The following is a 10,953-nucleotide window of genomic DNA, read 5'->3' as shown; positions in this document are numbered from 1 at the left end:
ACGCTACTGGTGGAGCTACAGCGGCAGCCCGTGGCTTAACCGCCGCTGGGTACGCATCGTCCCGCACTGCAGCGACACGATACTCTTTCTCAGCGGTGCCGGATTAATGGCAATAACGCACTATCTGCCGTTTACTGAAGACGGCAGATGGCTGACTGAGAAGCTATTTGGCGTTATTATTTACATCGCATTGGGTTTTATCGCGCTGGGCCGTCGGCGTCCGCGCAGCCAGCAGAGCAGGTTTATCACCTTCCTGCTGGCTTTGGTGGTGTTGTTCATCATCATACAACTCGCCATCACAAGAACACCGTTACTGGGGTAAGTCATGAGGTCACTAGCTGATTTCGAATTTAATAAAGCGCCACTGTGCGATGGAATGGTCCTCATTTCTGAATTGATCCGCGACGACTTTCCAACGGGTTACGTGCAGGACGAGCTGGAGCGGCTGCTGAGCCTGGCGCAGGAAGAGATCGCGACCTCGTGGGATCAGGAGCGTCAGCTGGAGCGGCTGCTGGAGCTTTTCTATCATGAATGGGGCTTCAGGGACTCCCACGGCGTCTACCGGCTTTCCGATGCCCTGTGGATCGATAAAGTATTGATTAACCGTCAGGGGAGCGCCGCGTCGCTGGGGGCGATTGTGCTGTGGATTGCCCAGCGCATGTCTCTGCCGGTGGTGCCGGTGATTTTCCCGACGCAGATGCTGCTGCGCGCGGACCCTGAAACCAGCGAAGAGATGTGGCTGATTAACCCGTTCAACGGGGAAACGCTCAACGAGCACACGCTGGAAGTGTGGCTGAAGGGCAATATTAGCCCGGTGGCCGAGCTGTTCAATGAGGATCTTGATGAAGCGGATAACGCGGAAGTGATCCACAAGCTGCTCGACACCTTAAAATCGGCGCTGATGGAAGAGCGGCAGATGGAGCTGGCCCTGCGCGCCAGCGAAGCGCTGCTGCAGTTCAATCCGGAAGATCCGTACGAAATTCGCGACCGCGGGCTGATATACGCCCAGCTCGAGTGCGACCACGTTGCGCTGCTGGATCTGAACTATTTCGTCGAACAGTGTCCTGAAGACCCGATCAGCGAAATGATCCGCGCGCAAATCAACACGATTTCGCACAAACAAATTACATTGCATTAGTCGATATACGCGAAATACGCTGCGCTGAGGCGGTTTTTAGGTATGACGCGTATTTATCTGGAATGATTCCGGTTACACCCTGATAAGGCGATCTTATGAAACAAAAAGTGGTTAGCATTGGTGATATCAACGTAGCAAACGACCTGCCTTTCGTCCTGTTTGGCGGGATGAACGTGCTGGAATCCCGCGATCTCGCGATGCGTATCTGCGAACACTACGTGACCGTGACGCAGAAGCTGGGCATTCCTTATGTGTTCAAAGCCTCTTTTGATAAAGCCAACCGTTCTTCCATCCACTCCTATCGCGGGCCGGGTCTGGAAGAAGGGATGAAGATTTTCCAGGAGCTGAAGCAGGCTTTCGGCGTGAAAATCATCACTGACGTTCATGAAGCCAGCCAGGCGCAGGCCGTGGCCGACGTGGTTGACGTGATTCAGCTGCCGGCGTTCCTCGCCCGCCAGACCGACCTGGTTGAAGCCATGGCGAAAACCGGCGCGGTGATCAACGTTAAGAAACCGCAGTTCGTGAGCCCGGGCCAGATGGGTAACATCGTCGACAAGTTTATTGAAGGCGGCAACGACAAGGTTATTCTGTGCGACCGCGGCGCTAACTTCGGCTACGACAACCTGGTTGTTGATATGCTGGGCTTTGGGGTGATGAAAAAAGCCTCCAACAACTCGCCGGTTATCTTTGACGTCACCCACGCGCTGCAGTGCCGTGACCCGTTTGGCGCCGCTTCCGGCGGTCGCCGTGCTCAGGTTGCTGAACTGGCGCGTGCCGGTATGGCGGTGGGTATCGCCGGCCTGTTTATCGAAGCGCACCCGGACCCGGATCATGCGAAATGCGACGGCCCGTCCGCGCTGCCGCTGGATAAGCTGGAGCCGTTCCTCAAGCAAATGAAGGCGATCGACGATCTGGTTAAAGGCTTTGACGAGCTGGATACCAGCAAGTAGCGGTCCCTGATATGACAAAAGCCTGCCGGTTGCAAAACCGGCAGGCTTTTTTATGCATCCTCCCCCGGTTCGCGTCGCGCGGCCGGGGGCGGTGAATCAGGCAAAAATGGTCATCAGATAGGCGGCGAATAGCGCCAGGTGCGCCGCGCCGTTGAGCACGTTGGTGCGTCCGGTCGAGAAAGAGATCTGGCACAGCACCAGGGATGAAACCATTACGATCATCTCCGGCGACCCGAGGCCAAAGTGCAGCTCATTGCCGGTTAAAAAGGCAATCAGGGTCACGACCGGAACGGTCAGAGAGATGGTGGCCAGCACCGAACCGAAGAACAGATTCATCGCGCGCTGTACCTGATTGTTTAACACCGCCTTCAGGGCACCCAGGCCTTCCGGGGAGAGGATCAGCAGCGCCACCAGGAAACCGGTAAAGGCCACCGGCGCGTTCATGCTGGTCAGCAGCGTCTCCAGCGGGTTGGCGTTCATCTTGGTCACCGCAATCACCGCAATCAGGTGAATGAGCAGCCACGCGGTGTGCCAGCCGCTGCTGTGCGCCGACGGCTTGCCGTGATGCGGGTCGTCGTCGTCGCCGTCATCTTCATGCTCATAAATAAACAGGCTCTGGTGCGTTTTGGTCTGAATCAACAGGAAAACGCCGTACATGGCCGCCGAAATAAGCGCCACCAGCAGCGACTGACCTGTTGAGAAATTGGCGCCGGGCAGGGCCATGGGAAACACCAGCACGATAATCGCCAGCGGGAAGAGGGCGATTAAATACTGCTTGATACCGAACAGATTCATGTACTGGGTGGCAAACTTACGCCCGCCCAGCAGCAGCGAGAAGCCGACCAGGCCGCCGGTAACGATCATGATTATCGAGTACAGTGTGTCGCGCATCAGCGTCGGCGCCGCATCGCCGGTGGCCATCAGCGCGGAAATCAGGCTAACTTCAAGAATGACGACCGACAGGCTCAGAATTAGCGAACCGTAGGGCTCGCCCAGGCGGTGGGCCAGCACGTCAGCGTGGCGTACTACGCTGAATGCGCTGCTGAGAATGCCGACTAACGCCAGAATATTAATCGCAATAACCACTGGCAGTGACTGGCTACTTCCGAAGAAGAAAAGCACCGCCAGTGCCAGCAGCGGAAATACGAGGGACGTCTCCTTGTGGCGGGTCTTTACCGCCTCATGTGCATGGGTCATGAACCATCTCCATATTGTGCAGGTGTTATAATTATAGATACTGTAAGTTGATAAAATAACAGACATTACGGAAATTGATTGGTTTTTTTACTTAAATTTACCGCTATCAACCACTAATGGTGTTAGATTGCTATAACCTGCTGTTATTGCACTTTTATATTTACTATTCAGATAATTACTAAAGTCGACTTCTCACTCCCTCCCGCCTTGCGTAGGGCAATATTGCGTTCCAGACTTAAATTCCAGCCCCTTTCTGGAGAACACTATGCCTTATCACAGTAAAAAAGACCTACCCGACAGCGTCCGCCACGTCCTGCCTGAACATGCTCAGGAGATTTATAAAGAAGCCTTTAATAGCGCCTGGGACCAGTACAAGCACAGCGAGGACCGTCGGGGCGACGCCAGCCGCGAAGAGACGGCGCATAAAGTGGCCTGGGCGGCGGTAAAACATGACTATCAAAAGGGAGACGATGACCGCTGGCACAGGAAGTCATAGCCGATCCTGCTACCCGCGCGGCGCCTGAGCGGCGTTAATTGCTAATTGCCAAATAAAGCTGGATAATAATTCAGCAATGTTTCACAAGAATGTTTCACAAGGATGGCATCAGATAAACGCCGGGAAGCGGGCAGTGGCGGAGGTAGTAGAAGTGTTAACACGTGATTTCTTAATCAATGCGGATTGTAAAACGGCGTTTGGCGCTATTGAGGAATCGCTACTCTGGTCGGCAGAGCAACGGGCAGCCTCCCTGGCGGCCACTTTAGCCTGTCGTCCGGACGCGGGATCGGTATGGATTTTTGGCTACGGTTCGCTGATGTGGAATCCGGCCCTCGAGTATCGCGAGTCCTGTACCGGTACGCTGCCGGGCTGGCACCGCGCCTTTTGCCTGCGACTCACCGCCGGGCGCGGAAGCGCGCATCAGCCGGGGCGCATGCTGGCGCTGAAGGAGGGCGGGCGCACCACCGGCGTCGCCTACCGCCTGCCGGACTGTACGCTGGAAGAAGAGCTCACCCTGCTGTGGAAGCGGGAGATGATCACCGGCTGCTATTTGCCGACCTGGTGCAAGCTGGAGCTCGACGACGGGCGCACGGTCAACGCGCTGGTCTTCATTATGGATCCGCGTCATCCGCTGTTCGAAGCCGATACCAGCGCCCAGGTGATCGCGCCGCTGATCGCCAAAGCCAGCGGTCCGCTTGGCACCAACGCCCAGTACCTTTTCTCGCTCGAGCAGGAGCTGCGCAAGCTCGGCATGCACGATGATTGCCTCGACGACCTGGTCGGCAAGGTGAGAAATCTGCTGGGCGATTGCGGTCAGCCGGGGCTGGCCTGAGAAATGCCCGGGAGACCCGGGCATGAAGAGAGGTTTGACGCTGCGGTCACAACGCGTTCAGCGGATGCCTCAGGCGGGAACGTAGCTGATTGAGTGCTCCAGCGACTGGCTGTGGCTGTCAATAAGCACGTTCCAGGTGCCGCTGTAGGGCACGGTCATATACGCGCGGTCCCGGTCCTGCACGCTCAGCACATCCGCGTGGCTGTCGCCTGGAACCTTAGCGCTCATCAGGTGAATATGGCAGCGCTCTGAACAACGCACCACCAGCGTATCACCGCCAAACAACGTCAAACTTGCTTTTACCATTGCCATTTTCCAACCCCGTCTTTGTCAGCCCACGGCATCCTGCCCGTTCAATCCTGCGCGTGATATTGTTCACACTTTGCTCATGGCATAACACCAAATGGGGAAGGTACGGATGATGATTTTGATCAAAAAAAAGGATAAAGATTAAACAAAAATGACGTTGTCCCTGAAAGCATTCAGCTGGCATATTTTTTAACGCAATAAACGCTGCCAGCCTGGCATTTAATCCTGCTAAAGAGGGTTAACTCAGAAGGTCAGGACTTTATCCGCCGCCAGCGTCCACTGCGCCAGCTCAACCAGCGTGCCGATCTCAACGCCATCGATCAGCGGCAGGGAGGTTATCCCCCGGCCGTCGGTGCAGGTTTTGCACAGCTTCACCGGCACGTCCTGCGCGGTGAGGATCTCCAGCATCTGCTGAATGTTATAGCCTTCCGCCGGTTTTTGACCGCGTAGCCCGGCGGTAACCGCGTCGGACATTAAAAACACCTTCAGCGTCAGTTCGGACTGCTGTTCGCGCAGGGCAATCGCCAGGCGCAGGCTGTTGAACAGGGATTCGCTACCGTAGGCAGCGCCGTTGGCGATAAGCACAATACTTTGCATAAGGACTCCTTTGTATAAGGCACGGTTATTGCTTAGCTGAAGTATAAAGCGTTAACCCTGGAGAGAGCATGAATAATACGGCCGGCACCGTGCCTGAAGCAAACGACTGGTTCCAACATGCGCGCCAGCTCCAGAGGCAGCAGCTGCGTCAGCTGGCGCAGCAGGGCGCGCTGGCCAACCAGATAAGCGCCCTGGTGCATATGCTGCAGTGCGAGCGCGGAGCCTCCAATATCTGGCTATGTTCCGGCGGCCGGCTCTACGCCGCGGAGTGTCGGGCCGGCGGGGCGCTGGTGAATGAACAGCTGGCCGCCTTTCGCCAGGCGCTGGAGCCGGCGCGCGCCAGCGCCAGCAGCGCCCTGTGCTGGCGTATCGCCAGCGCGGTGTGGTACCTCGAGCAGCTTCCCACCCTGCGCGAGGCCGTGCGCCTGCGCACTATCGCCGCCGAAGAGGCGACCGGCCAGTTCAGCCGCATTATCCGGCACCTGCTGAATATCGTCCCGCAGCTTAATGACAGCATCGACGATCCGCAGATTGCCGGAAGGATGGTGGCGCTCTACAGCTTTATGCAGGGCAAGGAGCTGGTGGGGCAGGAGCGCGCGCTGGGGGCGTTAGGCTTTGCCCGCGGCCGGTTCAGCGACGAGCTGCGCCAGCTGCTGGTGGACCGTATCGACGGGCAGCAGCCGTGCTTTGACAGCTTTCTGGCCCTGGCCGACGCGGCGCAGACCGCACTGTTTAATGAGCAGTGCCAGGCCAGCATCGAAATAGAGCAGCTTCGGCGTATCGCCTGTACCCGTCAGCCCTCGGAGGACAACGGCGAGACGGCGCTGCGCTGGTTCTGCGCCCAGACGCAGCGTCTGGAACTGATGCGCGGTCTGGAAGAGCGGCTGATTAGCGATCTGCTCGATGCCGTCGATCGGCTGCTGCAGGGGAGCGGGCCGGAGATGCCGCCCGACCGCTGGCCGGAAGAGGACGGCGGCGATGACGTTGCGCGACGGCTGGACAGGCAGCTGCTGCCGCTGGTTCGCCAGCAGGCGTATGAGCTGCAGCAGCTCTCCGGCCAGCTGGCGTCGCTAAAGGATAGTCTCGAAGAGCGCAAGGTCATTGAGAAGGCCAAAAGCGTCCTGATGTCCCATCAGGGGATGAATGAAGAGCAGGCCTGGCAGGCGCTGCGCAAGATGGCGATGGATAAGAATCAGCGGATGGTGGAAATCGCCCGCGCGCTGCTGATGGTCAAGTCATTATGGCCGCTAACCCCAAAGGAGTAGGTGCACAATGGGCGGGCATTTTGTGCCTGTCGACGGTGCAACTTTTGCCCCGACAGCCGCTTTTGCAGGGAGGAAAAGCGCCAAAAGCGGCTATCGGGAAAACTGGCATCCCGTTTGCATTAGCTAAATCGAGTTAGTTCACCATTTTTGGGCAGCAGGCCAACGGCGGCATGCGGGTCCATGGATAAAGGCGTCCTGCAGTGCGTAAGCACTGTCGGGCGCTTTTTTTTTGCGCGTTCTGGAGCGGGTATGGGCGATAAGATTTCGATGACACGGCGGCGTTTTCTACAGGCAGGGGCCGCGCTTGGCGGCGCGATGCTGCTGCCTGGGCTGATGCAGTCAGCGTGGGCGGCAGGCTCCGATAAGCCGGAGCAAACCACCGTGCGGGTGGGCTTTATTCCGCTAACCGACTGCGCGCCTTTGGCGATCGCGTCGCTGAAAGGTTTTGATAAAAAATACGGCATTACCCTTGTGCCGACCAAAGAGGCCAGCTGGGCGGCGGTGCGCGACAAGCTGATCTCCGGCGAGCTGGATGCGGCGCATATCCTCTACGGCCTGCTGTACGGCCTCGAGCTGGGTATTGCCAGCAAACCGCAGGCCATGGCCAACCTGATGACCCTCAACCGCAACGGGCAGGCCATCACCCTGTCACGGGACCTGCAGGACAAAGGCGTAACCGATCTTCCCGGCCTGAAGCGGCTGATTGGCCAGAGCGCGCCGGGCAGCTACACCTTCGCCCATACCTTTCCTACCGGCACCCACGCGATGTGGCTCTATTACTGGCTGGCCAGCGGCGGCATCAATCCGTTTGAGGATGTGCGCACCGTCGTCGTGCCGCCGCCGCAGATGGTGATGAACATGCGGATTGGCAACATGGTGGGCTTCTGCGTCGGCGAGCCGTGGAACGCGCGGGCCATCAACGACCGCATCGGTTTTACCGCCGCGACGTCGCAGGAGATCTGGCCGGATCATCCGGAAAAAATTCTCGGCACCCGCAGCGAGTGGGTGGAGCGTAATCCGAATACCGCCCGGGCGCTGGTTGCGGCGGTAATGGAGGCCTCGCGCTGGATAGAGGCTTCGCCAGAGAACACCCGCGAGACGGCGCGCATCCTGGCGAAACGCGCGTGGCTGAATACCAAAGAACAGTACCTCACCGGGCGGATGCTGGGTGAATACGACAACGGACTGGGGCGCAGCTGGCAGGACGCGCACCCGATTCGTTTCTACGATCGCGGCGAAGTTAGCTTCCCGTGGCTGTCGGATGGCATGTGGTTCATGACCCAGTTCCGACGCTGGGGGCTGCTGAAAGCGGCGCCGGATTATCAGGCGGTGGCGCAGCGTATTAACCGAATTGACGTATGGAAAGAGGCGGCGCAGGCCGTTGGCGGCATCAGCGCGCCGGGTCAGGTGATGCGCAGCAGCACATTGATGGACGGAACGGTCTGGACGGGGGCCGATCCTGAAGGCTACGCCCGCGGCTTTGCGATTCAACGTATGGGGGCATGAGATGAAACACGCGCAAAAAAATAGTACCCAACCTGCAGTCGCCAGCGCTGAAAAAGCGCCGGGCGAAGTCATTATCCTGCCGCCGGTGCAGGTCCGTCGCCCAACGCCCGCCGTCACGCGCTGGCTGCGCGAAGGCGTCCAGCGGGTGCTGCCGCCGCTGCTGGGGCTGGGGCTGCTCCTGTTCTGCTGGCAGATGGCGGCGATTAACGGCAAAGGCTTCCCGACGCCGCTCAGCACGCTTGATTCGGCGCTGACGCTGTTTGCCGACCCGTTTTATCAGGATGGCCCTAACGACATGGGTATCGGCTGGAACGTGCTGGCATCGCTGCAGCGCGTGGCGGTGGGCTTCGGCCTCGCGGCGCTGGTCGGCATTCCGCTGGGCTTCCTGATTGGCCGTTCGCTGTTCTTCGCCCGCATGTTTAATCCGCTGATCGCGCTGCTGCGTCCGGTCAGCCCGCTGGCCTGGCTGCCAATCGGCCTGCTGCTGTTCCAGAAAGCGGAGCCCGCGTCGAGCTGGACCATCTTTATCTGCTCCATCTGGCCGATGGTGATCAACACCGCCGAAGGCGTCCGGCGTATCCCGCAGGACTACCTGAACGTGGCGCGCGTTTTGCAGCTTTCCGAATGGACGGTGATGCGCCGCATTCTCTTCCCGGCGGTGCTGCCCGCCGTGCTGACCGGGGTGCGCCTGTCGATAGGCATCGCCTGGCTGGTGATTGTCGCCGCTGAAATGCTCACCGGCGGTCTGGGGATTGGGTTCTGGATCTGGAACGAATGGAACAACCTCAACGTAGAAAACATCATTATCGCCATCGTCATTATCGGCGTCGTCGGCCTGCTGCTTGAGCAGGGCCTCATGCTTATCGCCCGCCGCTTCAGCTGGCAGGAAAAATAGGAGTCGCTATGAACCCATTAATTCAGGTACAGGCCGTCAGCCAGCGTTTCAATACCGCCAGCGGCGAGTTTTTGGCTCTGCAAAACGTCTCCTTCGATATCTACGAAGGGGAGACCGTCAGCCTGATCGGCCACTCCGGCTGCGGCAAATCGACGCTGCTGAATCTGATTGCCGGGATTACGCTGCCGACGGAAGGAGGCCTGCTGTGCGATAACCGCGAAATTGCCGGGCCGGGGCCGGAGCGGGCGGTGGTGTTTCAAAACCACTCCCTGCTGCCGTGGCTGACCTGCTTTGACAACGTCGCGCTGGCGGTGGATCGGGTCTTTCGCCGCACCATGAGCAAGGCCGAGCGCCGGGAGTGGATTGAGCACAACCTCGACCGGGTGCAGATGGGCCATGCGCTGCACAAGCGCCCGGGGGAAATCTCCGGAGGAATGAAGCAGCGCGTGGGGATCGCCAGGGCGCTGGCGATGAAGCCAAAGGTGCTGCTGCTGGATGAACCCTTCGGCGCGCTCGACGCCCTGACCCGCGCCCATCTGCAGGACGCGGTCATGCAAATTCAGCAGGCGCTGAACACCACCATCGTGATGATTACCCACGACGTTGATGAGGCGGTGCTGCTGTCGGACCGGGTGATGATGATGACCAACGGCCCGGCGGCGACGGTCGGAGAAATCCTCGATATCAATCTCCCCCAGCCGCGTAATCGCGTGCAGCTGGCGGACGATAGCCGCTATCACCACCTGCGCCAGCAGATCCTGCACTTCCTCTACGAAAAACAGCCGAAAGCGGCGTAGGGGGCGGCGGTACCCGCCTGAAGGTGACCGGTCTTGAGCCGTTCAGCCCCGCTGACGGCACGACCGGAAACCTGCGGATCGCCTGAATGGCTTTTTCAACCTTCTTCAACGCAGCCGCGCGCTGCAGGACAAATCACTATGACAAAACCTGTTTTGGTGCTGATCGGACACGGCATGGTCGGTCACCACTTTCTTGAGCAATGCGTCAGCCGTAACCTGCATCAACAGTATCGTATCGTGGTGTTCTGCGAAGAGCGCTACGCCGCCTATGACCGGGTGCATCTGTCGGAATATTTCGCCGGCCGCAGCGCGGAATCGCTGTCGCTGGTGGAGGGCGACTTCTTTACCGACAACGGGATTGAGCTGCGCCTCAGCGAGCCAGTTGCCGCCATTGACCGCGAGGCGCGGGTGGTTCGCGATGCTCACGGCCACGAAACCCGCTGGGACAAGCTGGTGCTGGCCACCGGCTCTTACCCCTTCGTTCCGCCGGTCCCGGGAAACGATCTTGACGGCTGCTTCGTCTACCGTACGCTGGACGATCTTGACCGGATCGCCGCCTGCGCCAGCGGGGCGAAGCGCGGAGTGGTGATTGGCGGCGGCCTGCTGGGGCTGGAGGCCGCCAATGCGCTCAAGCAGCTGGGGCTGGAAACCCACGTGGTGGAGTTTGCGCCGAACCTGATGGCGGTGCAGCTGGACGGGGCGGGTGCGGCCATGCTGCGGGAAAAAATTAGCGATATTGGCGTCGGAGTGCATACCAGCAAGGCGACCCAGCAGATCGTCCGCGAGGCCAGCGGGCTGGCGCTTAACTTTGCCGACGGCGGCTCGCTCTGCACCGATATGGTGGTGTTCTCCGCCGGCATCCGCCCGCAGGACGCGCTGGCGCGCAGCGGCGGGCTGGCGGTGGGGGAGCGGGGCGGTATCTGTATCGACGATCGCTGCCGCACCTCCGACCCGGACGTGCTGGCCATCGG

General features: G+C 59.4%; 12 protein-coding genes and 1 pseudogene. 10 read left to right on the top strand and 3 right to left on the bottom strand.

Annotated features, from left to right (window positions below):
* The 3 genes from PFH44_RS20400 to kdsA form a co-directional block, all read left to right on the top strand.
* A partial coding sequence (locus tag PFH44_RS20400; RefSeq protein ID WP_283825967.1) for a SirB2 family protein occupies nt 1-322 on the top strand: 322 nt, incomplete at its 5' end.
* Between the two features lie 3 nt (nt 323-325).
* Nucleotides 326-1,138 (top strand): invasion regulator SirB1, encoded by an 813-nt coding sequence (sirB1, locus tag PFH44_RS20395; RefSeq protein ID WP_045858970.1) that lies wholly within the window; start codon nt 326-328, stop codon nt 1,136-1,138.
* A 95-nt stretch (nt 1,139-1,233) separates the two neighbouring features.
* Nucleotides 1,234-2,088, top strand: a complete 855-nt coding sequence (gene kdsA, locus PFH44_RS20390) for a 3-deoxy-8-phosphooctulonate synthase (RefSeq protein ID WP_045858968.1) — start codon at nt 1,234-1,236, stop codon at nt 2,086-2,088.
* 96 nt (nt 2,089-2,184) lie between these two features.
* Here kdsA and chaA read toward each other — a convergent pair whose 3' ends face one another.
* Nucleotides 2,185-3,285: a sodium-potassium/proton antiporter ChaA gene (gene chaA / locus PFH44_RS20385; RefSeq protein ID WP_045858966.1), complete on the bottom strand. Its 1,101-nt coding sequence runs from the start codon at nt 3,283-3,285 to the stop codon at nt 2,185-2,187.
* Nucleotides 3,286-3,550: 265 nt separating this feature from the next.
* Between chaA and chaB the strand changes: the two genes are divergently transcribed.
* Together chaB and PFH44_RS20375 are read left to right on the top strand one after the other, a co-directional pair.
* A complete protein-coding gene (chaB, locus tag PFH44_RS20380) occupies nt 3,551-3,781 on the top strand; it encodes a putative cation transport regulator ChaB (protein ID WP_041146096.1) in 231 nt (76 codons plus the stop codon).
* Between the two features lie 151 nt (nt 3,782-3,932).
* Complete coding sequence (locus PFH44_RS20375; protein WP_076947670.1) at nt 3,933-4,613, top strand: gamma-glutamylcyclotransferase; 681 nt, start codon at nt 3,933-3,935, stop codon at nt 4,611-4,613.
* A gap of 69 nt (nt 4,614-4,682) precedes the next feature.
* On the opposite strand, the gene PFH44_RS20370 is transcribed toward PFH44_RS20375, so the two are convergent.
* Together PFH44_RS20370 and PFH44_RS20365 are read right to left on the bottom strand one after the other, a co-directional pair.
* The gene (locus PFH44_RS20370) at nt 4,683-4,925 is read right to left on the bottom strand and encodes a DUF1883 domain-containing protein (protein ID WP_045858962.1); all 243 of its coding nucleotides are present in this window, start codon (nt 4,923-4,925) and stop codon (nt 4,683-4,685) included.
* A gap of 240 nt (nt 4,926-5,165) precedes the next feature.
* Nucleotides 5,166-5,519, bottom strand: coding sequence for a DsrE/DsrF/TusD sulfur relay family protein (locus tag PFH44_RS20365; RefSeq protein ID WP_045858961.1), 354 nt, complete (start codon nt 5,517-5,519; stop codon nt 5,166-5,168).
* Between the two features lie 68 nt (nt 5,520-5,587).
* Here PFH44_RS20365 and nasR point away from each other — a divergent pair, with 68 nt between their 5' ends.
* From nasR to PFH44_RS20340, 5 genes and pseudogenes are all read left to right on the top strand, one after another.
* Nucleotides 5,588-6,784: a nitrate regulatory protein NasR gene (gene nasR, locus PFH44_RS20360; RefSeq protein ID WP_283825966.1), complete on the top strand. Its 1,197-nt coding sequence runs from the start codon at nt 5,588-5,590 to the stop codon at nt 6,782-6,784.
* 249 nt (nt 6,785-7,033) lie between these two features.
* Entirely contained in the window at nt 7,034-8,290 is a 1,257-nt protein-coding gene (locus PFH44_RS20355) for a CmpA/NrtA family ABC transporter substrate-binding protein (protein WP_283825965.1), read from the top strand.
* 1 nt (nt 8,291) lies between these two features.
* Nucleotides 8,292-9,185, top strand: coding sequence for a nitrate ABC transporter permease (gene ntrB, locus PFH44_RS20350; RefSeq protein ID WP_041146091.1), 894 nt, complete (start codon nt 8,292-8,294; stop codon nt 9,183-9,185).
* Nucleotides 9,186-9,193: 8 nt separating this feature from the next.
* Nucleotides 9,194-9,982, top strand: a complete 789-nt coding sequence (locus PFH44_RS20345) for an ABC transporter ATP-binding protein (RefSeq protein WP_283825964.1) — start codon at nt 9,194-9,196, stop codon at nt 9,980-9,982.
* Nucleotides 9,983-10,024: 42 nt separating this feature from the next.
* Nucleotides 10,025-10,953: pseudogene (locus PFH44_RS20340) on the top strand (FAD-dependent oxidoreductase); the annotation flags it as partial.

The organism is Klebsiella sp. Ech2A (assembly GCF_030078455.1).
Lineage (GTDB): Bacteria > Pseudomonadota > Gammaproteobacteria > Enterobacterales > Enterobacteriaceae > Klebsiella > Klebsiella terrigena.
This window is presented reverse-complemented; position numbering and strand designations above follow the sequence as displayed.